Source organism: Sphingobium sp. R-21 (assembly GCF_049913335.1).
In the GTDB taxonomy this organism is placed as follows: Bacteria; Pseudomonadota; Alphaproteobacteria; order Sphingomonadales; family Sphingomonadaceae; genus Sphingobium.
In genome coordinates, this window is record NZ_CP184374.1 from 2724571 (window position 1) to 2749010 (window position 24440).

Sequence of the window (24440 nt, forward strand, 5' to 3'; positions counted from 1 at the left end):
GAAAAATCCTCTTCCGGGGAAAATTGGGGAGATGGACCATATAGAGCGTTAGGGTCTAAACTCAATTACGGTGAGGTCGAGATGGAGACGAAAAAGCCCGCTGGGAGGGAGGGCGCGCCGCCAGATAGCGGGGCTATCCGGCAAGCGGCCGACCGCGCCAGCGGGCTTTTTCGTCCCACTCCTTCGGAGCAGGTTTGTCCGGGCGCTGCGGAGCGTCGAAGCGCTCGACCGGGCAAAGCGCCCGCTTCTCGCGCTTCTTCTCCCACAGCATCCCGGACAAGCCTGCCTCGATCCTCGCCGTAATTGAGTTTAGACCCTGAGACGGGGATGGAAGCCATTGCAATTATGACGGGCATGGGCAAAAGCAGCGAAATGCTACAGGAACCGGACAGTAGGGGACGCGATGAGCGAGCGAGCCGATTTGGCCGAACCCCGGCCGGACGATTTTGAGGACATTGCCGCCGGGCAGGTCGAATCCCGCCATGACGAGGATGATCGGCTGAAGGGCGAATTCGTCGATGCCGTTCTGGATGCGGTAGAGGCGGATGACCGGGAGCGTGCCCGCGAACTGGTGTCGCCGCTGCATCCGGCCGATATTGCCGACCTTCTCGAACTCACCCCGTCCGAACGGAGGGGCGAGGTGGCCGCGGCGCTGGGCGATCTGGTCGGTGCGGAGGTTCTGTCCGAACTCAACGACTATGTCCGCGACGACCTGCTCGACGCGCTGCTCCCCGAACAGGTGGCGGAGTTCGCTGCCGAACTGGACACCGACGACGCCGTCGCCATCATCGAGGATATGGAGGAGGCCGACCAGCAGGCTGTCCTCGACGCGCTTGATCCCGAAGATCGTGCCGCCATCGAAAGCGCGCTGTCCTATCCGGAGGAGTCCGCCGGCCGCCTGATGCAGCGCGATCTGGTCGCGGTGCCGGAACATATGACGGTCGGGCAGGTGATCGACTATCTGCGCGACAACCGCGACCTGACGACCGACTTCTGGGAAATCTTCGTGGTCGACGAAGCGCACAGGCCGATCGGTACCTGCCAGCTCAGCTGGGTGCTGACCTGCCCGCGCAGCGTCGCCATGGCGGACCTCATGAAGCGCGAACAGACGCTGATCCCGGTCGACATGGACCAGGAAGAGGTGGCGCTGCGCTTCCAGAAATATGCGCTGATTTCCGCGGCCGTGGTGGACGGCAGCGGTCGGCTGGTCGGCATGATAACGGTCGACGATATCGTCCACATCATCTCCGAGGAAGCGGGAGAAGACATTCTTCGCCTGTCGGGCGCGGGTGAGGGCGACATCAACCAGCCCATCCTGCAAACCGTGCGCACGCGCCTGCAATGGCTCGTGGTCAATCTGGGCACGGCCATATTGGCGGCCTCCGTGGTCGGGTTGTTCCAGGCGACAATCTCCAAATATGTCGTGCTGGCCGTGCTGATGCCGATCGTGTCGGGCATGGGCGGCAATGCGGGGACGCAGACCATGGCCGTCGCCGTGCGCGCGCTCGCCACCAACCAGCTCACCAGTTCCAACACCATGCGCCAGATCGTCCGCGAATTCCGCATCGCCAGCGCCAATGGCACCGCGCTCGGCATATTGATCGGCCTGTCGGTGGGATTGATCTACGGCAATCATGATCTGGGGATCGTTATCGGGCTGGCGATGCTGATCAACAATCTGGTGGCGGGGCTATCGGGCATATTGATCCCGGTCGCGCTGGACAGGGTGAATGTCGATCCCGCCGTTTCCTCCGCCGTGTTCGTGACGACGATGACGGACGTGATGGGCTTTTTCTCCTTCCTCGGCCTTGCCACGATATGGGGTTTGTAATCGGCCGGTCAGCGCCCATCTTCCTGCCATGCCGCTTCACCTGACCAAGATCGCCTTTCAGAGCGAAAGCCCTGCAACGCTCCGCGCCTGGCTGGAAAGCCATGCGGAGGAGGCAAGGCTGACGACGCGTTATCTGCCCAAGCGGGTCGAGGAGCTGGAGGGCGGTTCGCTCTTCTGGATTCATGGGCATCAGCTTGTCGGGCGCAGTCCGCTGCTGGGCTTTCAGGAAACCGGACAGGGCCGTTACTGGATCAGGCTGGAGCCACGGCTGATCCCGGTGCGCGCCGTGCCCAAGCGGGCGCATCAAGGCTGGCGCTATCTGGAGGAGAAGGACGCCCCGGCCGATCTGGGCGCAGGCGAGGCGAATGATCTGGATGCGATGCCGACGCGATTGCTGGGGGAGTTGTCGCGGCTCGGGTTGCTCTAAGGTCTCACATCATCCCGTCCTGCCTTCGCGGGGGCGGGGTCTTTTTCAGGCAAGCGCCTTCACCTGCGCGCCGACCTCCCGCAATTCCGCAATGAAGCGCTTTCTCTCCTCGGCTTTGCGTGCCGCGTCCGGTACCCGCAGCAAATAGCTTGGATGAACCGTTATCCATCCCTGCGCGCCGCCCTCCAAAGCCAGGGGCGCGCCCCGGACCCGGCTGATGGTCACGGCCTTCCCCAGCAGAGCGCGCCCCGCCGTGGCGCCCAGGGCGACGATGATCCGTGGCCGGACCAGCTCCAGCTCCTGCGTCAGCCACCAGCGGCAAGCCTGGATTTCGGGCGTTTCCGGCGTCTGGTGGATGCGCCTCTTGCCCCGTCGCTCATGCTTGAAATGCTTGACGGCATTGGTGACGTAGGCGCGCCTGCGGTCGATCCCCGCCTCCTCCAGCGCGTGGTCGAACAATTGCCCGGCCGGCCCGACAAAGGGATGTCCGGCCAGATCCTCCTGATCGCCCGGCTGTTCTCCGATGAACATCAGCGGGGCATCGACTGGTCCCTCCCCGAACACTGTCTGGGTCGTGTCGCGGTAGAGCGGGCAGCGGGTGCAACCCATCGCCTCCTCGCGCAGCGCGCTCCAGGCCGCGTCGGCATTTCCCTGCCGGGCGGAGGGTTTGGGCGGCGTTGCGATCATGGCTGCCTCCCGTGACTGGGCGCTTGCCACCAATTCGGGAATGAGCGCGGCTTCCGGCAGGTTGCGCCAATATTTTCGGGGCATTTCGGACAGCATCGCCCCGACCTTGAGCCGTGCGGGATTGAAGATCGACACATAATAGCCCTTCCAGATATCCTCGACGGGATCTTGCGCGGGCGCATCGTTGCGCGTGGCGCCCGGCCCTTCGGTCAACGTCTCGCCATCCCAATGGATGCTGATCTCCGGCGTCAGGATCGACCAGCGCATGGAGGCGAAGCGGCGCACGAAAAAACCCGCATTGGCGCGGACGATATGATGTTCCGGCTCGAACCAGGCGATGAAGCGCGCGCCGTCCGCATCGGCCAGTTCGCGGAAGCGGACGAAGGCGCGCATCTTGTGCATGTCGCGCCGGACCGCCTTGGCCAGCGCCTCCACCCGGCGGACCAGCGGGTCGGCGCGATCGTCCAGGCTGGCTGGGCGCCCGCGCAATTGCACGAGCAGGGCGTAGAGCAGGGCGAAACGTTCCGGATCGCTGTGCAGGATTGCCGTTTCAGCCAGCTCGACAAAGGCGCGAGGGACGGAAAACATGGCGCCGTTAGTCGCTGGAGGGGGTTCGTCCGCCGCGAACAGATCTCCTTCATCGCCCGTTTGCCAGACAATGTCGGCCGGCTCCGTGCCGGCAAGGGCAAAGGCGCGCGCGGCCTGGCGCCAACCATCGAAATCATCCGGTCCGTTCAGCCGCGCCCGATGCATCGCCCCTTAGTCATTCGCCTCTGCGCGCTGCAATTCCGCCGGCTTGCGCTGGGTGAACCGGGCCGCCAGCTTCTGCTCCTCCTCGGCGGTCAGTTCCTTGGCGGCGTCGGGGAACATCTCCTCCTCTTCCTCTTCGATATGGTGGAGGTAGCGCTTCTTGAGCTGGGCGAAGACGTGGTTCCATTCCTCGCCGTTGAAGGACAGCTCTTCCAGCTCCTCCAGATAGTCGTCGATCTCCTTGTGCTCCGACACGCTGTGCTGCGCGTCCTCGCGCAGGTCGGGGCGCGCCAGCATGGTGGCGTAGAGCGTTTCCTCCTCCGCCGCCGCATGGGCGGTCACTTCCACCTTGAACTGTTCGAACAGCTTTTCCAGCCGATCGGGCTCGTCCTTCGCGTCAGCCATCTTGTCGAACAGCTGCCGGTGGGCGTCATGATCCTGCTTCAATCGGTCGAAAATGCTGCGGTCGGCCATGGGGGATGCTCCTTCTCTTGCGGAAGGAACAACGATGGACCCGGCCTTTGGGTTCAGCCGAACAGCGCGCGAAAGATGATCGCGACAGGAATCCAGAGCAGGCCGCCGCCAATGCTGGCCGCCCAGAGCTGCACCAGATCGCGGCGGAAGCGAAGATCCAGGCCGTGCGCGGGCAGGCCACTGCGATCCAGCAGCTCCCAGCGCCGCTCCAGCCCCCGCGCGGCAACGGCAAAGCCGCCGATCGCCACGATGATGCCCAGATGCAGCAGCAGCGATCCGCCCATTTTGGCGACAATGAAAATCTGGAGCAGGCAGAAAATGACAAGCGCAGCGGCGAGATGGGAACTCATCCGCTGGGCATGGCCCGTGCGGCGCGTTATACCATCGTTCCACTTCGTCGCCAAAAATCCGGCCCTTTCCTTGCGTCGGGCAAGAAAAACATGAACCGCCTTTCCGATCAACGGCAAAATGAGCGCGACTCATTCAAAAAGCTCATATTGTGACGGCGGCGGCGCCACGTGCAGGGTGAGCCGATCGGCCAGTTGGACCGGCCGCCAGTCGGCCGCGATCAGGAAGGGCCGTAATTTGGCGATGCTCCGCGTCAGGCGGGCGACGTCGTCCAGCCGCAACCGGCGGTGGCGTCGGCTCGCGACGATCCGGTCCACCGCCTTCGCGCCCAGCCCCGGGACCCGCAGCAACGCGTCGCGCGGGGCATGGTTGACGTCGACCGGAAAGACCTCCCGATGGCGCAGCGCCCAGGCGAGCTTGGGATCGATGTCGAGCGGCAGGCAGCCGGTGGCGGGATCGGTCGCGCTTTCCAGATCCTGCGCCGAATAGCCGTAGAAGCGCATCATCCAGTCGGATTGGTAGAGCCGATGTTCGCGCATCAGCTGCGGACGCTTCAACGGCAGCACGCTGCTGGGCGAGGGGATGGGCGAGAAGGCACTGTAATAGACGCGGCGCAGCTTGTGCCGGCTGTAGAGCGAACTTGCCCGCTGGATGATGGCCCTGTCGTCCGCCTGGTCCGCGCCGACGATCATCTGGGTCGACTGGCCCGCCGGGGCGAAGCGCGGCGCATGGGTGTAGCGGCGGCTGGCGTCGGTGCTTTCCTCAATGGCGTCGCGCATCCCCGCCATGGCGCTTTCGATCTGCCCCTTGTCCTTCTCCGGCGCCAGCCTGCGCAGGCCCTGTTCGGTGGGCAGTTCGACATTGATCGACAGCCGGTCGGCATGGAGGCCCGCCTGGCGGGCCAGTTCGGGGTCGGCGTCGGGGATGGTCTTGAGGTGGATATAGCCGCGGAAATCATGTTCTTCGCGCAGGCTGCGCGCGACGGCCACCAACTGCTCCATCGTATAATCGGACGAACGGATGATGCCGGAGGAGAGGAACAGGCCCTCTATATAGTTGCGGCGATAGAAGCTCAGCGTCAGGTCGACCACCTCCCGCACGGTGAAGCGGGCGCGCCGCACATCGCTCGACCGGCGGTTGATGCAATAGTGACAGTCGAAGATGCAACTGTTGGTCAGCAGGATCTTGAGCAGCGAAATGCAGCGGCCGTCGGGCGCATAGGCATGGCAGATGCCCATGCCCTCGGTCGAACCGATGCCGCCCTTGCGTCCCGATGCGCTGTCCCGTTTCGCCGTCCCGGACGACGCGCAGGACGCATCATATTTGGCGGCGTCGGCAAGGATTTCCAGCTTTTGCCGGATGGAGAGGGCGGTCATGATTGTTCATCATATGTTCCCTATCCCCCACTGTCCATAATCTCGATCAGTCAGGCCGGTGGGGAGTCCGCATCCAGCACCTGGCGGACCTTCACCGCCAGCTGGTCTAGCGTGAAGGGCTTGGCGAGAAAGGAGACGCCGGGGTCGAGCATGCCGTTGTGGACGATGGCGTTGCGGGTATAGCCGGTCGTGTAGAGGATCTTGAGGCCGGGATGGCTCTCCCGCGCGCGATCGGCCAGGATGCGCCCGTTGATGCCGGGCATGACGACATCGGTGAACAGCATGTCGATGCGCGGCTGGATCGTCAGCATTTCCAGCGCCTGCTCCCCGTCGGAAGCCTGGACGATGGTGTAGCCCAGCTCGCGCAGCGAATCGACCGACATGTGGCGGACGCGCTCCTCATCCTCCACGACCAGGATGATCTCTTCCCCTTTGGCACGGGGCAGTTCGGCGGGCGTCACCGTCACGGTCCCGCCGACCGACTCCGGCCCATAATATCGCGGCAGGTAGATCTTGATGATCGTGCCCTCGCCGGGTTCGGAATAGATCTTCACATGGCCGCGCGACTGCTTGATGAAGCCGAACACCTGGCTGAGGCCGAGCCCGGTGCCCTTGCCGACCCCCTTGGTCGTGAAGAAGGGTTCGAAGGCGCGTTCCACCACCTCGGGCGGCATGCCGGTGCCGCTGTCGCTGACGGATACCATCACATATTGGCCGGCGGTGACGTCGCTGTGGGTCGCGGCATAGGCATCGTCGAGATGCGCGTTGGCCGACTCTATCGTCAGCTTGCCGCCCATGGGCATGGCATCGCGCGAATTGACGCAAAGGTTGATGATGGCTGCTTCGAGCTGGCTGGCGTCGATGCTGGCGCGCCACAGCCCGCCGGCCAGCACTGTTTCCACCCGAATGGCTTCGCCGATGGTCCTGCGCAGCAGCTCCGACATGCCGCCAACCAGCTTGTTCACGTCGATCGGCTGCGGATCCAGCGGCTGCTGGCGGGAGAAGGCGAGCAGGCGCGCGGTGAGCTGGGCGGCGCGCTGGGCGCCCTCTGCCGCATTGTCGATGCCTTTGATGATCCGGGGGTCCGAATCCGGCGTCAGCCGCCGCCTTGCGATGTCGAGAGAGCCGATGACGATGGCGAGCATATTGTTGAAGTCATGGGCGATGCCACCGGTCAGTTGCCCGATCGATTCCATCTTCTGGATCTGGCGCAACTGCCCTTCGGCCGCCTCGCGATCCTGCGCCTCTTCGATCAGGCGCTGGTTGATGTGAGCGAGCGCCTGCTGGCTTTCGGTCGCTTCGGCCACGCGGCGATAGGCGGTGCGCAGCGCCAGCGCTCCCAACAGGGTGATCAGCACGGCGGATAGCGTGAGCCCGACTGAAACCATCGTGCTCAGCCGATTGTCGTTGGCGGTCCGGTTCTTCAGCAATTGCGCCTCACGCGCCCGCATCGTCGCGACCAATGCGCGGATGCGGGTCATCGTTATCATCCCCGCATCGTAATCGTCCGCCTCGAACACCTCCCCACGCTGTCGCCGCTCTATGCCCGCCCGCATCAGGAACAGGCGGTCGTCGAGCAGTTCCTCCAGTTCCTCCAGCGATCGGGCCTGCAGCCTATTGTCGCGCATCTCCACGCGCAGCGTGGCCAGTTCCTGCCGCCATTCGCTGCGAAAACTCTCATAGGGACCAAGGAAGGACTTCTTGCGCGTCAGCATGAAACCGCGCTGCGCGCTTTCCGCTTCCTGCGCGTGAAGCAGCAGGGTCGAGAGCTGGTTCTCGATCCGCAATGTGTGCTGGACCCAGATATTGACCCGCTGCTGCACCGCGTAGATCCAATAGGTGCTGCCTACCGCAAGCGCGCCGACAAGGAGGGCAAGCAGCAGCAGGAAGATCGATCGTTCAGGGCGGATTGCGGGCATGGCGGCGGAAGATGCGGAAAAAAGGCGAGGGGGGCAAGCCGGGAAAGGATATCCAGCCAAAAGGATTATGGCAGGGAAATCGACGCTTTAGCACCTCTGGAAAGCGCCGCGAGCGCGCCGATCCCCGGCTCTTCCCGCTCTACTCCCGCCAGCCTGGATCGATCCGGTCGATCTTGCGCACCATGGCCTCGAAATCCGGCACGCCGGGGCCGGCCGGCAGTTGCACGCCGCTAAGGTCGCGCTGATGCACCGCGATGACCTCCGCCGGGATGTTCATCGGCGTGCCGGCCGCGCCGGTCGCGACCTGGACCTCGCAGGCGCGTTGCAGCATCCACTGGGTCAGGAAGGCTTCCGGCAAGGACTTGGCCATGACCAGCGTACCATGGTTGCGCAGCATCATGATGCGCCTCTCGCCCAGATGGGCGATCAGCCTCTCGCCTTCCTCCGGCCGGATCGTGATGCCTTCGAAGTCGTGATAGGCGATTCGGCCGATGAACGCCGCAGCATAGAAATTGGTCGGTGTCAGTCCCTCCCGCGTCGCGCTGACGGCCATGCCCGCGGTGGTGTGGGTGTGGACGATGCAATGCGCATCGGGCAGGTGGCGGTGGAAGACGCTATGCTGGGTAAAGCCGGCGCGGTTGACCGGATAGGGGTTGCCGTCCAGCACATGGCCGTCAATGTCGATCTTGACGAGGCTGGATGCGGTCACTTCGCTGTACAGCAGGCCGAAGGGATTGATGAGGAAGGCATTTTCTTCCCCCGGCACGCGCAGGGTGATGTGGTTGTAGATCAGTTCCGACCAGCCCAGATGGTCGAAAATGCGGTAACAGGCGGCGAGTTGCTGGCGCGCGGTCCATTCTGCGGCCGGCATGTCGGGATGTTTGCCCATGCTCCTGGCGATGGTTGCCATGGCGATCCTCCTTCTTGTTTATTGGGGGACTATCCGCCAGTCCTCCGGCGCTGTCGAGAAAAACGGCTTTTGGGTTGAATTTGCGCGACTCTGCTGGTAGGGCGCGCCCCACACGGCGCAGGGTGACCTGCGGCGACTCACTGCTATTTCATTCGGGTGGCCCGTCGGGAAGGGTTATGTTTCCTGGCGGCCCGTCTGTTTTTCGACTGGAGTTTGACTGGCTTATGCAAATCATCGTTCGCGACAACAATGTCGACCAGGCCCTGCGCGCGCTCAAGAAGAAGCTGCAGCGTGAGGGCGTGTATCGCGAGATGAAGTTGCGCCGTCACTATGAGAAGCCCTCGGAAAAGCGCGCCCGCGAAAAGGCTGCCGCCGTTCGCCGCGCCCGCAAGCTGGAGCGCAAGCGCGCCGAGCGTGACGGCGTCCGGTAAGGACCGTCGTCATCGGGGCGGTCGCCTGATCGTCCCTTCCCTCTGCTGACAGATCACCCGCACCAATTTGCGAGGCATAGCGCATGTCGACCACAGCCGTTCCCCTTCGTCCTATCGCCAAGGGATCGCTGACGCGGCTCTGGATCGGTGTCGCTGCGGTGGCGCTTGCCGCCGGCGGCCTGGCTTGGGCGGGGCAGCGGGGCGTGGAGGCTTCGCCAGCCAGCTTCCTGGCGCATAATCGTGGCGCGGACGGCGTGGTCACGACCGAATCGGGCCTGCAGTACAAGGTGCTGGAAGAAGGCAGCGGTCCCAGCCCCACGCCGGCCGACGTGGCGCTGGTGGGCTATAAGGGCACGCTGCTCGACGGCACGGTGTTCGACGAAAATCCGCAGACCGCCATGCCGGTGGACGGCGTGGTCCCCGGTTTTTCCGAAGGCCTGCAGAAGATGAAGAAGGGCGGCAAGTACCGCCTGTGGATTCCGCCGCAGCTTGGCTATGGCGAGCAGGCGGCGGGCCCGATCCCGGCCAATTCGGTGCTGGTCTTCGATGTCCAGTTGCATGACTTCAAGTCCAAGGCGGACATCATGCGCATGCAGCAGATGATGCAGCAGGGCGGCATGCCGCAGGGCATGCCCGCCCACTAGAGCAGGTTTCGATCTGATTGAATCAGATCGTCGCTCTGGTTTCCTTGTTTTCCGCGATTTCTTAACCAGCGATCGGTTCCGATCGCTTGGAAATCGCTCTAATCCTGGTTCCGATCTGATCGGCCCAGGCCGCCGCCCTGGAGCGCGCCGGGTCCGATCAGGCGCAGGCCGCGCGCACCACACATTGCAAGCGGAAAGCCGGTTCCGACCTTTCCGCCCCACGCTCCAGCGATGGCGGGTACGCTGGTTTTCTTACCGGCGTCCGGTTCGTTCGGCCCTTCCCTGACCGCGCCCGGCGCACCTATTCCCGGGCGAGGAAATCACCGCTCTTGATCCGCTTCAACCCGCGGCTGTCGAGCATGTAGATATAGGTCCATGCCTCGACCTGCCCATGTTCGCAGCGGACGGTCAGTCGTTCGCGCCGATATTCATGGGGCGGCGGAAAATGGGAGGCGCATTCCTCATAGTCGTCGAGTGCGGCGAGTACCGGCTCCGGATCGGAAAGCGCGAACAGGTCGCCCGTCACCACGCCGGATCCATCGGGCACAAAGCCGGGATAGGTCCCCACGCTATAGAGCAGGCCCTGCGCGATCGCGGGCCCGACATGTCGGGCCGCGTTGCGCAACCAACGCGCCATCGGATCGTCGCAGCCCGGTCGAAGCGTGCCATAGACAAAGAGGAGCGTCTCGTTCAGGTCTAAACCCCGCAAATATTCCTGACTTGCAGGAAATTTACCCAAATAACGGAAATTTTCCCGCAAAAAATCAGGCGTGGACTGGCGAAAACCCCGGAAATTGCGGCCGAAATGGAAATTGGCACGGCTCCTGCAATCTTCCCGGCATCGAGGCCGGATGGTTCGGCCCATCGCATGTCAGGGAGTATATCATGTTCGCCAAGCTGCAAAATGTCGCTTTCGCCCTTACCGGCGCGCTGCTGGTTTCCGCGCTGTTCATCGGCGCCGCCGTCCCGGTCACACCGATCGCCTGATCCCGCCGCATCTCTTGAGCGGGTTTCGATCTGATTGAATCAGATCGCCGCTCTCAATTCTTTGTTTTCCGCAATTTCTTAATCAGCGATCGGTGCCGATCGCTTGGAAATCGCTCTAAAAAAAGGCCAGATTCATGAACAACAGCTTCACCCTCGACCGCCGCAATGGAAAGATCATGGGCGTGTGTGCCGGGCTTTCCAACCGCACCGGCATGGATGTTACGTTGATCCGGATCGCGCTCGTGCTGCTGACGCTGTGCGCGCTGGGTCCGGTCGGCGTCGTCGCCTATCTGCTGGCCGGCTGGCTGGCGCAGGGCTGATCAAGTCCAGCGATAATGAAAGAGCCGCCCATGGTAATATCCAGGGCGGCTCTTTCTACGTCCATGACGGACTGCTTGGATCGGGTCGTGTTGCGCTCAGGCAAACAACACCGAATAGAAGGTCAGCATCTGTGCACCGACCGCAACCATAAGGGCAACGCCCTGAACAGTGTGTCGCATATCATTCGTCCTGCAAATCATTATTCTTTATCGCCTCAAGGGCGAACAGGCCTATGCGCCCCGCTGGATAATGTAACAATCGCAAAGGACGACTTCGCGGTTGCAGCAAATGCAACAGTCGTTGTTACTGCAAAGCCACAATCATGGCCTGCGCCGCGGCGGGCGCCCGAACCTTCGCCCCGCTGATGAAGAAGGCATAGACATCGCCCCTTGCGGCCTGTTCGCGCGCCTCGTCTGCCCATCGGCGGATTTCGGACGCAGAATAGCCGGTCGGTTCCTCCTCCCGCGTGCGCATCAGCCGGGCATAGGAAAAACCAACATCATGGCCCTGCAGCGCAGGATATTCCGGATGGTCGGCATGGACCACGGCTGCACCCGCCCTTTTGGCCAGATCGAAAAAGGCCGGATCGTCAAAACTCTCATGCCGTACCTCCAGCGCGTGGCGGAGCGGCACGCCATCCACGCTGTCCGGCAGCAACTTCAGGAAAGCGGCGAAATCATCGGCATTGAATGTCTTGGTCGGCATGAACTGCCAGAGGATGGGGCCCAGCCGATCGCCCAGTTCGACCAGTCCCTGCTGCGTGAATTTGGCGATGGACTCGCCCGCTTCCGCCAGCACGCGCCGATTGGTGCAGAAACGCGAGGCCTTGACCGCGAACTGGAAGCCATCGGGAACGGCCTTTGCCCAACCGGCAAAGGTCGCCGGTTTCTGCGTGCTATAATAAGTGGCGTTGATTTCCGTCGCGGTCAGATGCTGGCCGACATAGGCCAGTTCGTCCTTCTGTCGCAGCCCTTCTGGATAGAAGGTGCCGCGCCATGGTTCAAAGATCCAGCCGCCGATCCCGACCCTTATCTTTCCACTCATCCCGGACTCTCCTTTCCCGCCATCCTGATCGGCAAAGGGGATCAGGACCAGAGGGAAAAGCTGCCCTTGCAGGACAAGCTGGCCGTTCGCCGTTCAGGACGTCGCGGAACGCGGCGCGGCGCGCGGTGGGGACAGGTTGATCGCCTGGACAAATTCCACGCCCAGCCGATCCTCGCGGGACCAGCGCGCGATGGCGTCGACCGTCTGATTGTCGCCCAGATCGATCGTGAACCGCGTGCCTTCCGGCACGTTCCACAAGCCTTCCAACTGCGCGCCCGTGGCGGAAATGTTGCGGATGCGTCCAGCGTAGACATGGCCCTCATGCTGCACGGCGACCGTGCGGAGCATGGTCCGGCGTTCCGGCCGGCTCAACTGGAATCCCTGCGGCAATACGACGCCGCAAGGACGGTGTTGCTGGACCAGCACGTCCGCCGCCGGCAGCGGGCGACCATAGACATAGCCCTGGATATGGCTGCACCCCAGATTGCGGATCAGCGCGAGCTCATCCTGCGTTTCGGCGCCTTCGGCCGTCGTGTCCATGCCCAGCGCTTCGGCCAGGCTGACGATCGCCTTGATGATCGCGCTGTTGGGGCTGCCCTTGATCGCCGCGCCGCGCACGAAGCTCTGGTCGATCTTGATCTTGTCGAACGGCGCTTTCTTGAGATAGCCGAGCGAGGAATAACCCGTGCCGAAATCGTCGAGCGCCAGTCGCACGCCTATGCTCTTGAGCCGCGAAAACATCGAGTCGGTGCCGTCGTCGTCGTTCAGGAACACGCTTTCGGTGATCTCCAGCTCCAGCCGGTCCGGCGCCAGGCCCGAAGCGGCCAGCGCATTCATGACGATGGAGGGCAGGCCCTGATTGGTGAACTGGATGGGCGAGACGTTCACCGCGACCCGCACGTCCTCCGCCCATTGCGCCGCATCGCGGCAGGCGGTGCGCAACACCCATTCGCCGATCGGGCCGATCAGGCCGCTTTCTTCCGCAATGGGGATGAACAGGGTCGGGGAAATCGCGCCGCGCACCGGATGGTGCCAGCGCAGCAGCGCTTCATAGCCGGTGATCTGCTCGGTACGGGAAGAGACCACAGGCTGGTAGACAAGGTGCAGGGCATCTTCGACCAGAGCCTTGCGCAGGTCCTCCTCCAACTGGCGGCGATCCTCCGCATCGGCGTGCATTTCCGGGGAGTAGAAGCGATGGATGCCGCGCCCGTCGCCCTTGGCGGCATAGAGAGCGAGGTCGGCATTGCGGATGAGTTCTTCCGCCGTCACGCCATCCTGCGGGCAGAAGGAGATGCCGATCGACACACCGATGACGACCGCCGTTCCCTCCACCTTGTAAGGCTGGGACACGTCGGTGATGATCGCCCGCGCCAGATCGTCCAGCGATATCTTGTCGGACCGGCCGGGCAGCAGGATCTTGAACTCGTCGCCGCCCTGCCGGCCGACCAGCCCCTTGTTGCCGACCACGCGCTGGATGCGTTCGCTGACCTGGCGCAGCAGCGCGTCGCCAGCCGGATGGCCCAGCGTGTCGTTGACGATCTTGAACCTGTCCAGGTCCAGCATCATCAGCGTGCAGTCGCGCGGCTGCCCCTTCTTGCCCGCGACCGCCTGCTCCAGAGAGCGCATCATCTGCACCCGGTTGGCGAGCCCGGTCAGCGAGTCATATTGCGCAAGCCGCGTCACCTCCGCCTGGCTGCGGCGCATTTCGGTAAGGTCGGTGCCGCTGCCCCGGAAGCCGTGGAACTGACCGAATTCGTTGAACACGGGCTGGCCCGAAATCGACCACCAGCGCTCGTCCTTCGCCATGGCGGCGCGCACCGGGATTTCGGCAAAGCCCGTCCGCGCCGACAGGTGGAAGCCCAGGGTGCGCTCGCCATCGCCATCCTGCCGGTCGCCGGGGCGAATGATCTCCGTGATCGGGCGGCCGATCAGCGCATCGCTGCCCAGGCCGATCGTCCGGGCCAATGTGTCGGAAATATAGGCGATGCAGCCATGGCGGTCGGTTTCCCAGAACCAGCCGCGGCCCGATTGTTCATATTCATGCAGCAGCCGGTCGGAACGCTGCGCCCTGAGGTCGCGCTGGTGGACGGCGATGGCCCGGTTCATGTCGGCCTGCGCCTGGCGCAGCGCGGCTACCAATATCACCGCGATACAGCTGATCAGCAAGCCGATCTGCATGAATTCGCTCCGGTGCAGCATGGCGGCGATCAGCAAGCCGCAGAAATAGCTGGCGCCAAGCAGGCGCCGGTCGCCGAAGATCGACACCGCCATCAGTGCGACCGCCATTTCCGCCGTCAAATTGCGCGAAGGCTCTCCCACGATCAGCGAGGGCCCCAGCAGCAGGCTGAAACTCAGGCCCGACAGCAGCACCATGGGCAGCATCAGCCATTTCTGGTGATGCGGCCGCAGCTGCTGGAACTGCGCCCCGCGCGGCACGACAATGGCGACACCGTCGATCAGCAGCATGGCCGCCATGGCGGCGGCGTGGCCGGCATCGCCCTGCCGGTAGAAGGGAACGTGCAGCAGGGCGGTAACGCAGAGCTTTCCCAGCAGGATGAGGGGCCACATCCGCGCGATATGAACGAACGCGCCGGATATCCAGGAAGCATTGATGGAGACATCGCTTTCCACCAGGCCGAGCGCCGCGACAAGATTGGGCCGCCGCGAATGCAATTCTGCCAGATTTGCCCGCATGGAAGTCATATATGCCGCGTAACGGCAAGAGATTGAAAGAAACTTACCGCGCCGCCGGGGTGAGCGATGGTCGATTGCCGGCAGCCATTGTCGCGCAGTCGAAATAGAGGACGCACGGACAGCTTGCCATGCCGGACAAGGCCCGGAATGCGCCCGGTTTCAATGGAGCGCGCCGCGTCAAACTGACGCAGGTCGCGCGCTCCGGCTTTTTTTGTCATCTCACGCCTTGGTGCATTCCCCGACGCGCTTGCCCGTGACGTCATGCGTGGTGCGTAGCACCGGCTGGCCGCCTTCGGTCTTCGTCATGGTGCTGCCCAGCGTCAGCGTGTCAGCGGTGAAATTGCCCTCCAGCGCCACTTCGGACGTGCCCTTGCCGGACGTGCAGCTCAACGTCGCGATCAGGCGGCCCTTGCGGAGCAGCTTGTCCTTGTAGGTGCAGTCCTTGCCCTCATTTCCAGCGAGCGCATTGGCATCCGGCACGCCGGCGGCATCGACGGCGATGCATATCCTGTCCTCGCTGACCTCTTTCAATGCGGCCTGATATTCGGCGGGGGTCACCGTGGGCGTGTTGTAGCCGGTCGTCTTTCGCGTCAGCGCCCATTCGCCCGCTTTCATGACGATCGGCGCTTCGGTCGTTTCGGGCGCGGGTTCCGGCTTGCTGCCACAGGCGGCCAAGCCAAGAGCAAGCCCAAGCCCAAGCGGCAGGGCCGCCAGCGCGAATTTCTGCATATCCTCTCCCCTGTTCTCTGTTGGAACCGGGGCAGGCTCGCGCCAAGCCGCGCAAAGCGCAAGAGGAATCTGCTATCGTCTGGCGCGGGTCGGGGCGTGGAAATCGGGCGGCTTGTTCGCCACCCAGGCCAGAAAGCGCGTCATCGCGGGATGAGCGCGCAGCGCGTCGGCGTCGGAATAGGCGCGGGCCAGTTCCGCATTGGCGAAATTCGCGTGGATGGCGCGATGGCAGATCGGATGGACGGGCACCATGTCCCGCCCGCCCTTGCTCCTGGGCACGGGATGATGCCATTCGACGCGCCTGCCCAGCGGTCGCTCACACAACCAGCAGGCAGGCGCCTCGCCCATGTCCCGCTCTTATTTGGCTGAGCAGGTCGCGCCGATCCATTTGCCGCTGGTCTTGGCCTTCATGCTCATGTTCATGCCGTTGGGTGCGCCGGTCATCTTCATGTCCATGTTCATTTCATAGCTTTCGGGCGCATAGTTGCCGGACATGACGGCGTTCATCGTGCCGCCCTGCGACTTGCAGCTTATCTCCCCCTTCACGGACCCGCCGCTGGCGTCGAACCCCTTATAGGTGCAGTCCTTGTTCTCCTGCCCTGAGAACATCTTGCCGCTGGGATTGGCGGCTTCCTCCGGCGAGACGCAATATTTGATCGAGGTGCGGCTCATCATCTTCTTCATCTGTTCTTTCATCTGGTCGGCGCCGCCGGGCATGTTCGGCATGTCGATGTCCTCCAGCTCATAGCTGCCCTCCCACTGGCCGGGCTTGAGCTGAACCTTCTGCACCTCCTGGCGGACCTCCTCGCGAGTCTGCGGCTCGCTCGCCTTCTTCTCGCCGCAGGCCGACAGCAGAGCGGCCGCTCCCATCAGGAACCACACAGTTTTACGCATTGAAAATCCTCCCTGTTGCACCCCGCTGATGGCGGGACCATATCAAGCGGCGATGACAATTCAAATCCGCACCACGCTGGACGAGCCCCAGACCGGCGAAGGCTTCGTCCCCCACCGCCCCGCGCGTCCGGAAAAGAGCGAGGGCGGACGGGCGTTCAGGCTGGTTTCCGATTATGAACCCTCGGGCGACCAGCCGACTGCCATAGCCGAACTGGTTGAAACGGCGCTGCAGGGCGAGAAGGACCAGGTGCTGCTGGGCGTGACCGGATCGGGCAAGACCTTCACCATGGCGAAGGTGATCGAGGCATTGCAGCGGCCCGCCCTGGTGCTGGCGCCGAACAAGATCCTGGCCGCGCAGCTTTATGGCGAGTTCAAGAGCTTCTTCCCGGACAATGCCGTCGAATATTTCGTCAGCTATTATGACTATTACCAGCCCGAAGCCTATGTGCCGCGCTCCGACACCTATATCGAAAAGGAGTCGAGCGTGAACGAGGCGATCGACCGGATGCGCCATTCGGCGACCCGCGCGCTGCTGGAGCGGGACGATGTGCTGATCGTCGCGTCGGTCTCCTGCCTCTATGGCATCGGCTCGGTCGAAACCTATTCCGCCATGACCTTTTCGATGAAGAAGGGCCAGATCGAGGACCAGCGGGAGATCATCCGCAAGCTGGTGGCGCTCCAGTACAAGCGCAACGATGCGGCCTTCGCGCGCGGCAATTTTCGCGTGAAGGGCGACAATCTGGAAATTTTCCCGTCGCACTATGAGGATACCGCCTGGCGCGTCAGCTTCTTCGGCAATGAGATAGAGGACATCGTCGAATTCGACCCGCTGACGGGGAAGAAGGTCGCCAGCCTCGATTATGTGAAGGTCTTCCCCAATTCGCACCACGTCACGCCCGGCCCGACGCTCAAGCAGGCGATGGAGGCGATCCGTTTCGAACTCGCCGAGCGGCTGAAGGAACTGCAGGCCGAGGGCAAGCTGCTGGAGGCGCAGCGGCTGGAGCAGCGGACCCATTTCGATCTGGAGATGATCGCCGCCACCGGCTCCTGCGCGGGGATCGAGAATTATTCCCGCTTCCTGACCGGCCGCCTGCCGGGCGAGCCGCCGCCGACCCTGTTCGAATATCTGCCGGAGAATGCGCTGCTGTTCGTCGACGAAAGCCACCAGACCGTGCCCCAGATCGGGGCGATGGCACGGGGCGACCATCGGCGGAAGATCACGCTGGCCGAATATGGCTTTCGCCTGCCGAGCTGCATCGACAACCGGCCGCTCCGCTTCAACGAATGGGACGCGATGCGGCCGCAGACGGTCAGCGTCTCCGCAACGCCAGGCTCGTGGGAGATGGAGCAGACCGGCGGCACCTTCGCCGAACAGGTGATCCGCCCGACCGGCCTCATCGACCCGCCGGTCGAGATCAAGCCGGTGGAGGATCAGGTGGACGACCTGATCCATGAGGCGAAGGAGACGGCGAAGAAGGGCTATCGCACGCTGGTGACGACGCTCACCAAGCGGATGGCCGAAGACCTGACCGAGTTCATGCACGAGGCGGGGATAAAGGTCCGCTACATGCACAGCGACGTCGAGACGCTGGAGCGCATCGAACTGATCCGCGACCTGCGACTGGGCGTCTATGACGTGCTGGTGGGGATCAACCTGCTGCGCGAGGGGCTGGACATTCCCGAATGCGGCCTGGTGGCGATCCTCGATGCCGACAAGGAGGGCTTTCTGCGGTCGGAAACCTCGCTGATCCAGACGATCGGGCGTGCGGCGCGCAATGTCGATGGGCGGGTGATCCTTTATGCGGACAGGGTCACAGGATCGATGGAGCGGGCGCTCAACGAAACCTCGCGCCGTCGCGAAAAGCAGATGGCCTATAATCGGGAACATGGCATCACGCCCACCACGATCAAGCGCAACATCGGCGACATCATCGCCCATGTCGCGTCGAAGGATCAGGTGACGGTGGATACCGGGCTGGAGGACCGCCCCCATCTCGTCGGCCACAATCTGCGCGCCTATATCGAGGATCTGGAAAAGAAGATGCGCGCCGCGGCAGCCGACCTGGAATTCGAGGAGGCCGGGCGCATCCGCGACGAGATCCGCAAGCTGGAGGCGGAGGAGCTGGGCCTCCCTGCCGATCAGCAGGTGGCCGCGCCTCGGGGACGCGCCACCGAGGGCAAGCCGGGAACGCGCAAATTGCGCTATGGAAAGGTGCAGAAGAAGTTCGGACGCTAGAGCGATTTCAAGTTGACCGTCTACGGCCGACGGCTCGGGAAATGCGGTATCAGGAGGTCAGATCATTCGCCGCAGCACGCCATCCTTCAGGATGACATGATGGCGCACGGCCGCCAGCACATGCAGGATCAGCAGTGCCGCCCAGGCAAAGGCCAGAAGCTCATGGGCCTCGCCTGAAATCCCGACGATCGCGTCGCCCTTCGCCACCGCGAATTTCGGCACGTCGAACAGGAAGAACCAGTTCAGGGGTCGGTCGCCGGCGGAGGTCATGATCCATCCGCTCAACGGCACGATCAGCATGAACGCGTAAAAGGCGAAATGCGTGACACGCGCGGTTCCCTTCTCCCACGCCGGCATTTCGGCGGGCAGCGGCGGCGACCTGCGGGTGAGGCGCCACAATATGCGCGCGACGGTCAATGCGAGAACCGTCAGCCCGATCGATTTATGGACGGGCATCACTTTCCATTCCCTGGGCAGCGCATCATGCGCGAAACCCAGGAAGAGGTTGAAGAGGATGAGGATCGCCATGATCCAGTGCAATGCGCGGGCGACGGGACTGTAGCGATCCATCCAATACTCCTGCCTGACCTTTACCCCTGACGATTGGCGACCAGATTATCCACCACCGAAGGATCGGCAAGTGTACTAATGTCTCCCAGCGCCTGCGGGGACACCTCACCCTCCGCGATCTTGCGCAGGATGCGGCGCATGATCTTACCCGACCGGGTCTTGGGCAGGCCGGGGGCGAACTGGATCACGTCGGGCGTCGCGATCGGCCCGATCTCGCTGCGCACCCATTTGACCAGCGCCTGGCGCAGCGCGTCGCTCGCTTCCTCGCCGCTGTTGAGCGTCACATAGGCGTAGATGCCCTGGCCCTTGATGTCGTGCGGAAAGCCCACGACCGCCGCCTCGGCCACCGCTTCGTGCAGCACCAGCGCGCTCTCGACCTCAGCCGTGCCCATGCGGTGCCCGGACACGTTGATGACGTCGTCCACCCGGCCCGTGATCCAATAATAGCCGTCCGCGTCGCGCCGCGCCCCGTCGCCGGTCGTATATTTGCCGGGGAAGGTCGTGAAATAGGTCTGGAAGAAGCGCTCATGATCGCCCCAGACAGTGCGCATCTGCCCCGGCCAGCTCTGCGCGATGACGAGATTGCCCTCCGTCGCGCCGTCCAGCACATGCCCCTCCGCGTCGACGATCTGCGGCACCACGCCCGGCATGGGCAGGGTTGCGGAGCCGGGCTTCAGGTCCGTTGCGCCCGGCATCGGCGCGATCATCGCCCCGCCGGTCTCGGTCTGCCACCATGTGTCGATGATCGGGCAGCGGTCCTCGCCCACGACATGATGGTACCAGCGCCACGCCTCGGGATTGATCGGCTCGCCGACGGTCCCCAGCAGGCGCAGCGACTTGCGGCTGGTGCGGGTCACGAAATCGTCGCCTTCCTTCATCAACGACCGCAGCGCCGTGGGAGCGGTGAAGACGGTCTGCACCTGATGCCGGTCGATGACTTCCCAGATGCGGCTCGGCGTCGGCCAGTTCGGCACGCCCTCATAGATCAGCGTCGTCGCCCCGTTCGCCAGCGGGCCATAGACGATATAGCTGTGCCCCGTGACCCAGCCGATGTCGGCCGCGCACCAGTAGATGTCGCCGGGCCGGTAGTCGAAGCACAGCTCATGCGTCAGGCTGGCCCAAAGCAGATAGCCGCCGGTCGTGTGCAGCACGCCCTTGGGCTTGCCCGTCGATCCGGAGGTATAGAGGATGAACAGCGGATCCTCCGCGTTCATGGGTTCGGGCGGGCAGTCGGCCGACACCCTGGCCGTTTCCTCATGCAGCCACAGGTCGCGGCCTTCCTTCATTTCGATGGCGCCGCCGGTCGCCTGGACCACGATCACCTTGCGGACGCTGGTGCACAGCGTCAGCGCGGCGTCGACATTGGCCTTGAGCGGCACCTTCCTGCCGGCGCGGCAGCCCTCGTCTGAAGTGATCACCAGCGTCGAGTCGCAATCAGTGATCCGTCCCGCCAGCGCCTCGGGCGAAAAACCGCCGAACACGACGCTGTGGACCGCGCCGATGCGGGCGCAGGCGAGCAGGGCGAAGGCGGCCTCCGGGATCATCGGCATATAGACGGTGATCCGGTCGCCCTTCTTCGCGCCCGCCGCCTTCAACGCATTGGCGAAGCGGCACACCGCCTCATGCACCTCGGCATAGGTGAAGCGGCGCGGCAGCGCGTCCGGCGAATCCGGTTCCCAGATGATCGCGGTCTGATCGCCGCGTTCGGCCAGATGCCGGTCGATGCAGTTGGCGCTGACGTTCAGCACGCCGTCGGCAAACCATTTCACGCCGAAATCGGCCTCATCGAAGCTGCTCTCATCGGCTTTGGTGGGAAAGTTCACCCAATCCAGCCGCCCGGCCTGTTCCAGCCAATAGGCATTGGCATCCTCGACCGACCGCGCATAATCGGCCGCGCGGCCCTCCCGGTCGAACAGCGCGGACGCCGCCCACTCTGCAGGAACCGGGAAATAATCGTCAGACATGCGGGCATCCTTCCTCTGCGAAATTCTCGCTTTGGAGGTCCTGGAGCGATTGCCAAGCGACCGGAGCCGATCGCTGGTCAAGAAATCGCGGAAAACCAGGAATCCAGAGCGGCGATCCGATTCAATCGGATCGAAACCCGCTCTAGAGCCAAGGCGCGACGACAGGAAGATGGGATCGTTCTGCGCTCGCCACAGTTTCCACCTTTGTCGGTCGGGATTTAAGCAGGATGATGCTATTTTGCCGCTTTTCGCGCGCGCCCGCCGGGCCTAACAGGAAGGGCATATGTGGCAACTTTTCCAATTTCCGCTCTGCCCCTTTTCTCGCAAGGTCCGCCTGCTGCTCGGTGAAAAGGGGGTGGGCTACGATCTGGCGCGCGAATCCCCCTGGGAGGCGCGCGACGAGTTTCTGGACCTCAATCCGGCCGGCACGACGCCGGTGATGGTGGATCAGGAAAAGGGCGTCACCCTGATCGACAGCCAGGCGATCTGCGAATTTTTCGAGGAGACGGTGGAAAAATTCCCGCTGATCTCCGGCACGGCCGCCGGCCGGGCGGAGGTGCGGCGGCTGACCGCCTTTTTCGACCAGAATTTCTACGGCGACGTGGTTGGCCCGCTGCTGCATGAACGGATGAAGAAGCGGCTGATCGAACGCGCGCCGCCCGATGCCCGCGTCCTGCGGGAGGCGATGAAGCGGGCCAATGTCCACATGGATTATATGGACTATCTGCTCGACCACCGCGCCTGGATGGCGGGCGGCACGCTGAGCCTGGCCGACATCGCCGCCGCCGCGCATCTTTCGGTGGCCGATTATCTGGGCGGCATCGACTGGGCCGGGCATGAGACGGTGAAGCGCTGGTATGCCGGCTTCAAGTCGCGCCCGTCCTTCCGGCCCCTGCTGTCCGAACGGATGGAGGTGATCACCCCGCCGCCCCATTATGAAAAGCCGGATTTCTGAACCCGCAACGCCCCTCCCGTCAGGAGAGGGGGCGACGGTCAATCCATTTCAGCGGCCAGATATACCCGGTTGCGGCCATGTTCCTTGGCCAGATAGAGCGCCCGGTCCGCGGCTTTCAGCGCAGCGCGAGGATCGTCATAGGCCAGCACATTGGCGACCCCGGCGGAAAAGCTGACGCGCTCCATCCGTTCGCCATTGGCGCGGTTGACCAGGCTGCGGGTGGACAGGTCCTGCCGCACATTGTCCACCGCCTCGCACGCCTCGGCCGCCGTCTTGCCACGGAAGAGCATGACGAATTCCTCGCCGCCATGACGCGCGACATGGCATTGTTCGTTGCTCACCTTCGACAGCAATCCGGCCACGAACTTCAGCACCCGGTCGCCGGTGTCATGGCCATGGCTGTCGTTGATCAGCTTGAAATGATCGATGTCGCAAAAGGCGACGGCCAACGGCTGCCTTTCCTTCTGCGCCTGCGCCAGTTCCTCGCGCAGCGTTCCTTCAAAGGCGCGGCGATTGGGCAGGCCGGTCAGATGGTCATGTTCGGCGGCGCGGCGCGCGCTTTCCAGATTGGATTTCAGAAGCTGCGTCTGCTTCTGGTTGTCGCGAAGCTGGCTTTCGACCTGCCGGGTCTTTTCGACCATCGACCGGGTGAGCGCCACCAGGCGGGCCAGCACCGGCTGGCTCTCCGAACCGGCCGAGAGCCCCTTGACCTCTTCCTGCAGCGCGGCGCCATAATCCTTGGCCGAATTGCGCGATTCGGTCATCAGGCCGGTGAATTGCGACAGATTCTCCTCGACCCTGTCGAGCATGGAGGCAAGCGCTTCCGCCGTGACCTCGTCGGTGCGCTGTTCGGCGGCGACATTTTCGACCCAGCCATTGGAGATCTTGCCCTGTTCGGCCAGCACGGCCTTCACGGCCTTCTCCACGCCGATATGGGATCCGGTCAGATAGTCATGCGCCACGCCGAAATTCAGCGGCGTCAGGTCCAGATCATGGGCGAACAGGAAATCGCCTATGTCCTCGTACAGCTTGCGCCGCCGGATGGCTTCCCGGCTGGAAGCGCTGCCATGCCGGGCGCGCTGCGGCTCCTCCGGGACGTCCATGGCTTCGTCGTCGGTCTTGCCGGACAGGCCGCGAGCCCAGCGGGCCAGGCGATCCGTCAGGCCATGTTGCGCGTTTGCGGAAGATGATGCCCCAGTCATGCTCACCAGAACGGCAGGGCGCAAACAAGGTTAAGGACGCGCCAAGCGAAAAAGCGCAAGGCGCTGGCTGACCTCGATTATATGTCCGCGCCGATCAACCAGTCGCGGAAAATCCGCACCGCGCGGGTTTGCAGCGCGCGGGGCCGGCAGACGAAGAAATAGCGATAGGGGCTTTCCACCCGATGTTCCGGAAACAGCCGGACCAGCCGGGAATCCTGCGCTTCATTATAATGGCTGGCATGCATGACGGCGATGCCCAGCCCCTGTGCCGCAGCCTCCAGCATCAACTGGCCGGAATCATAATTGTCGATCGCCAGCGGCTGCAGATCGGGCAGGTGCACCGCCTCCTTCCACGCATCGAACGCCAGCGCCATGTCGCGATGCAGCAGGACCGTGTGATTGGCCAGCTCCTGCGGGGCGGTCAGCGCATTGGGCGTTTCCAGCAACGCCTTGCGGCCGATCAGATAGACTTCGTCATGGTCGAGCTCATGGGCATAAAGCGCCGGATCAATGTCCTTCGCCAGCACGATCGCCGCGTCCAGCCCCTCGCCCAGACGGGCGACGGCATAGGGCGTGGTCTCGATGTCGATGTGAAGCTGCGGATGCCGCTGCCGCAGGGCGCCCAGATGCGGGAACAGCCGCTGCGTCGCGAACAGCGGCATGACGGCCAGTCGCAGTCGCAGCTGGTTGCCGCCGCTCTGGATATTCTCCAGCGCCTGGCTCAGCGAATCAAGCGCCGGGGCGATGTCGTCCAGCAGACGCTGACCATCGGCGTTGATTTCCAGCGCCTGATGCTTGCGGTCGAACAGCGGCCGACCGATGAAGCGTTCCAGCGCCTGGACACGGCGGCTGAGCGCGGGGGTCGAAAGCGCAAGCTCCTCCGCCGCTGCCTTGACCGATCCAAGGCGGGCAACCTGAACAAAGGCCTCCAGGGCCGTAAGGGGCGGCAATCTACGCATAAATCGTCATGTTCATCCGGCCTGTCCGCTGCGACGCGTCATTGCTTATTCTTTAGCGGCGCGCAAACCGGCTCCAAGCATCCTCATT

The 24440-nt window shown here is 63.6% G+C and carries 23 protein-coding genes; 7 read left to right on the forward strand and 16 right to left on the reverse strand.

Annotated elements, in window-relative coordinates; translation table 11 throughout:
• The first annotated feature begins 403 nt into the window (after positions 1-403).
• Together mgtE and ACN9MX_RS13110 are read left to right on the forward strand one after the other, a co-directional pair.
• Positions 404-1831 carry a magnesium transporter gene (gene mgtE / locus ACN9MX_RS13105; RefSeq protein ID WP_363738627.1) on the forward strand — a complete coding sequence of 476 codons (1428 nt, stop codon included), beginning with the start codon at positions 404-406 and terminating at the stop codon, positions 1829-1831.
• Between the two features lie 28 nt (positions 1832-1859).
• Positions 1860-2258, forward strand: coding sequence for a DUF1489 family protein (locus ACN9MX_RS13110; RefSeq protein WP_363738629.1), 399 nt, complete (start codon positions 1860-1862; stop codon positions 2256-2258).
• Positions 2259-2303: 45 nt separating this feature from the next.
• Here ACN9MX_RS13110 and ACN9MX_RS13115 read toward each other — a convergent pair whose 3' ends face one another.
• The 6 genes from ACN9MX_RS13115 to ACN9MX_RS13140 form a co-directional block, all read right to left on the reverse strand.
• Positions 2304-3698, reverse strand: a complete 1395-nt coding sequence (locus tag ACN9MX_RS13115; RefSeq protein ID WP_363830655.1) for a UdgX family uracil-DNA binding protein — start codon at positions 3696-3698, stop codon at positions 2304-2306.
• A gap of 6 nt (positions 3699-3704) precedes the next feature.
• Positions 3705-4169 carry a hemerythrin domain-containing protein gene (locus ACN9MX_RS13120; protein ID WP_363830658.1) on the reverse strand — a complete coding sequence of 155 codons (465 nt, stop codon included), beginning with the start codon at positions 4167-4169 and terminating at the stop codon, positions 3705-3707.
• A gap of 53 nt (positions 4170-4222) precedes the next feature.
• On the reverse strand, positions 4223-4519 hold the full coding sequence (locus ACN9MX_RS13125; RefSeq protein WP_363738955.1) for a hypothetical protein: 297 nt from the start codon (positions 4517-4519) through the stop codon (positions 4223-4225).
• A gap of 129 nt (positions 4520-4648) precedes the next feature.
• A complete protein-coding gene (locus ACN9MX_RS13130) occupies positions 4649-5893 on the reverse strand; it encodes a putative DNA modification/repair radical SAM protein (RefSeq protein ID WP_363830660.1) in 1245 nt (414 codons plus the stop codon).
• 50 nt (positions 5894-5943) lie between these two features.
• Positions 5944-7812 (reverse strand): CHASE3 domain-containing protein, encoded by a 1869-nt coding sequence (locus ACN9MX_RS13135; protein ID WP_363830663.1) that lies wholly within the window; start codon positions 7810-7812, stop codon positions 5944-5946.
• 139 nt (positions 7813-7951) lie between these two features.
• Complete coding sequence (locus ACN9MX_RS13140; protein ID WP_363830666.1) at positions 7952-8722, reverse strand: class II aldolase/adducin family protein; 771 nt, start codon at positions 8720-8722, stop codon at positions 7952-7954.
• Between the two features lie 224 nt (positions 8723-8946).
• Here ACN9MX_RS13140 and rpsU point away from each other — a divergent pair, with 224 nt between their 5' ends.
• Together rpsU and ACN9MX_RS13150 are read left to right on the forward strand one after the other, a co-directional pair.
• Positions 8947-9153 (forward strand): 30S ribosomal protein S21, encoded by a 207-nt coding sequence (gene rpsU, locus ACN9MX_RS13145; protein ID WP_004208618.1) that lies wholly within the window; start codon positions 8947-8949, stop codon positions 9151-9153.
• 83 nt (positions 9154-9236) lie between these two features.
• Positions 9237-9797, forward strand: coding sequence for an FKBP-type peptidyl-prolyl cis-trans isomerase (locus tag ACN9MX_RS13150; RefSeq protein ID WP_133652683.1), 561 nt, complete (start codon positions 9237-9239; stop codon positions 9795-9797).
• A 301-nt stretch (positions 9798-10098) separates the two neighbouring features.
• Here the strand turns inward: ACN9MX_RS13150 and ACN9MX_RS13155 are convergent, their stop codons facing one another.
• Entirely contained in the window at positions 10099-10491 is a 393-nt protein-coding gene (locus ACN9MX_RS13155; RefSeq protein ID WP_414714661.1) for a gamma-glutamylcyclotransferase family protein, read from the reverse strand.
• Between the two features lie 427 nt (positions 10492-10918).
• On the opposite strand from ACN9MX_RS13155, the gene ACN9MX_RS13160 reads away from it, so the two are divergent.
• Positions 10919-11104, forward strand: a complete 186-nt coding sequence (locus ACN9MX_RS13160; protein WP_133652685.1) for a PspC domain-containing protein — start codon at positions 10919-10921, stop codon at positions 11102-11104.
• Between the two features lie 304 nt (positions 11105-11408).
• On the opposite strand, the gene ACN9MX_RS13165 is transcribed toward ACN9MX_RS13160, so the two are convergent.
• The 5 genes from ACN9MX_RS13165 to ACN9MX_RS13185 all read right to left on the reverse strand — a co-directional run bounded on the left by ACN9MX_RS13165 (position 11409) and on the right by ACN9MX_RS13185 (position 16466).
• Positions 11409-12149 (reverse strand): DUF72 domain-containing protein, encoded by a 741-nt coding sequence (locus ACN9MX_RS13165; protein ID WP_363830671.1) that lies wholly within the window; start codon positions 12147-12149, stop codon positions 11409-11411.
• A gap of 93 nt (positions 12150-12242) precedes the next feature.
• Positions 12243-14852 (reverse strand): EAL domain-containing protein, encoded by a 2610-nt coding sequence (locus ACN9MX_RS13170; RefSeq protein ID WP_363830673.1) that lies wholly within the window; start codon positions 14850-14852, stop codon positions 12243-12245.
• A 210-nt stretch (positions 14853-15062) separates the two neighbouring features.
• On the reverse strand, positions 15063-15572 hold the full coding sequence (locus ACN9MX_RS13175; protein WP_363738647.1) for a DUF3617 domain-containing protein: 510 nt from the start codon (positions 15570-15572) through the stop codon (positions 15063-15065).
• 72 nt (positions 15573-15644) lie between these two features.
• Positions 15645-15920 (reverse strand): HNH endonuclease, encoded by a 276-nt coding sequence (locus tag ACN9MX_RS13180; RefSeq protein WP_133652689.1) that lies wholly within the window; start codon positions 15918-15920, stop codon positions 15645-15647.
• Positions 15921-15929: 9 nt separating this feature from the next.
• A complete protein-coding gene (locus tag ACN9MX_RS13185; RefSeq protein WP_363738649.1) occupies positions 15930-16466 on the reverse strand; it encodes a DUF3617 domain-containing protein in 537 nt (178 codons plus the stop codon).
• Positions 16467-16518: 52 nt separating this feature from the next.
• On the opposite strand from ACN9MX_RS13185, the gene uvrB reads away from it, so the two are divergent.
• The gene (gene uvrB, locus ACN9MX_RS13190) at positions 16519-18702 is read left to right on the forward strand and encodes an excinuclease ABC subunit UvrB (protein WP_363830675.1); all 2184 of its coding nucleotides are present in this window, start codon (positions 16519-16521) and stop codon (positions 18700-18702) included.
• 57 nt (positions 18703-18759) lie between these two features.
• Here the strand turns inward: uvrB and ACN9MX_RS13195 are convergent, their stop codons facing one another.
• Positions 18760-19272: a cytochrome b gene (locus ACN9MX_RS13195; protein ID WP_363738653.1), complete on the reverse strand. Its 513-nt coding sequence runs from the start codon at positions 19270-19272 to the stop codon at positions 18760-18762.
• 20 nt (positions 19273-19292) lie between these two features.
• Positions 19293-21236: an acetate--CoA ligase gene (gene acs / locus ACN9MX_RS13200; protein WP_363830678.1), complete on the reverse strand. Its 1944-nt coding sequence runs from the start codon at positions 21234-21236 to the stop codon at positions 19293-19295.
• Positions 21237-21519: 283 nt separating this feature from the next.
• Between acs and ACN9MX_RS13205 the strand changes: the two genes are divergently transcribed.
• Positions 21520-22191 (forward strand): glutathione S-transferase family protein, encoded by a 672-nt coding sequence (locus ACN9MX_RS13205; RefSeq protein WP_133652694.1) that lies wholly within the window; start codon positions 21520-21522, stop codon positions 22189-22191.
• 38 nt (positions 22192-22229) lie between these two features.
• On the opposite strand, the gene ACN9MX_RS13210 is transcribed toward ACN9MX_RS13205, so the two are convergent.
• Positions 22230-23393: a GGDEF domain-containing protein gene (locus ACN9MX_RS13210; protein ID WP_363738957.1), complete on the reverse strand. Its 1164-nt coding sequence runs from the start codon at positions 23391-23393 to the stop codon at positions 22230-22232.
• 77 nt (positions 23394-23470) lie between these two features.
• Positions 23471-24352, reverse strand: a complete 882-nt coding sequence (locus tag ACN9MX_RS13215; RefSeq protein ID WP_363738657.1) for a LysR substrate-binding domain-containing protein — start codon at positions 24350-24352, stop codon at positions 23471-23473.
• Positions 24353-24440: the final 88 nt, after the last annotated feature.

Bases quoted from the DNA above. Each gene is read 5' to 3' on its own strand.
- mgtE (WP_363738627.1), top strand. From the start codon at position 404: ATGAGCGAGCGAGCCGATTTGGCCGAACCCCGGCCGGACGATTTTGAG.
- ACN9MX_RS13110 (WP_363738629.1), top strand. From the start codon at position 1,860: ATGCCGCTTCACCTGACCAAGATCGCCTTTCAGAGCGAAAGCCCTGCA.
- ACN9MX_RS13115 (WP_363830655.1), bottom strand. From the start codon at position 3,698: ATGCATCGGGCGCGGCTGAACGGACCGGATGATTTCGATGGTTGGCGC.
- ACN9MX_RS13120 (WP_363830658.1), bottom strand. From the start codon at position 4,169: ATGGCCGACCGCAGCATTTTCGACCGATTGAAGCAGGATCATGACGCC.
- ACN9MX_RS13125 (WP_363738955.1), bottom strand. From the start codon at position 4,519: ATGAGTTCCCATCTCGCCGCTGCGCTTGTCATTTTCTGCCTGCTCCAG.
- ACN9MX_RS13130 (WP_363830660.1), bottom strand. From the start codon at position 5,893: ATGACCGCCCTCTCCATCCGGCAAAAGCTGGAAATCCTTGCCGACGCC.
- ACN9MX_RS13135 (WP_363830663.1), bottom strand. From the start codon at position 7,812: ATGCCCGCAATCCGCCCTGAACGATCGATCTTCCTGCTGCTGCTTGCC.
- ACN9MX_RS13140 (WP_363830666.1), bottom strand. From the start codon at position 8,722: ATGGCAACCATCGCCAGGAGCATGGGCAAACATCCCGACATGCCGGCC.
- rpsU (WP_004208618.1), top strand. From the start codon at position 8,947: ATGCAAATCATCGTTCGCGACAACAATGTCGACCAGGCCCTGCGCGCG.
- ACN9MX_RS13150 (WP_133652683.1), top strand. From the start codon at position 9,237: ATGTCGACCACAGCCGTTCCCCTTCGTCCTATCGCCAAGGGATCGCTG.
- ACN9MX_RS13160 (WP_133652685.1), top strand. From the start codon at position 10,919: ATGAACAACAGCTTCACCCTCGACCGCCGCAATGGAAAGATCATGGGC.
- ACN9MX_RS13165 (WP_363830671.1), bottom strand. From the start codon at position 12,149: ATGAGTGGAAAGATAAGGGTCGGGATCGGCGGCTGGATCTTTGAACCA.
- ACN9MX_RS13170 (WP_363830673.1), bottom strand. From the start codon at position 14,852: ATGACTTCCATGCGGGCAAATCTGGCAGAATTGCATTCGCGGCGGCCC.
- ACN9MX_RS13175 (WP_363738647.1), bottom strand. From the start codon at position 15,572: ATGCAGAAATTCGCGCTGGCGGCCCTGCCGCTTGGGCTTGGGCTTGCT.
- ACN9MX_RS13180 (WP_133652689.1), bottom strand. From the start codon at position 15,920: ATGGGCGAGGCGCCTGCCTGCTGGTTGTGTGAGCGACCGCTGGGCAGG.
- ACN9MX_RS13185 (WP_363738649.1), bottom strand. From the start codon at position 16,466: ATGCGTAAAACTGTGTGGTTCCTGATGGGAGCGGCCGCTCTGCTGTCG.
- uvrB (WP_363830675.1), top strand. From the start codon at position 16,519: ATGACAATTCAAATCCGCACCACGCTGGACGAGCCCCAGACCGGCGAA.
- ACN9MX_RS13195 (WP_363738653.1), bottom strand. From the start codon at position 19,272: ATGGATCGCTACAGTCCCGTCGCCCGCGCATTGCACTGGATCATGGCG.
- acs (WP_363830678.1), bottom strand. From the start codon at position 21,236: ATGTCTGACGATTATTTCCCGGTTCCTGCAGAGTGGGCGGCGTCCGCG.
- ACN9MX_RS13205 (WP_133652694.1), top strand. From the start codon at position 21,520: ATGTGGCAACTTTTCCAATTTCCGCTCTGCCCCTTTTCTCGCAAGGTC.
- ACN9MX_RS13210 (WP_363738957.1), bottom strand. From the start codon at position 23,393: ATGACTGGGGCATCATCTTCCGCAAACGCGCAACATGGCCTGACGGAT.
- ACN9MX_RS13215 (WP_363738657.1), bottom strand. From the start codon at position 24,352: ATGCGTAGATTGCCGCCCCTTACGGCCCTGGAGGCCTTTGTTCAGGTT.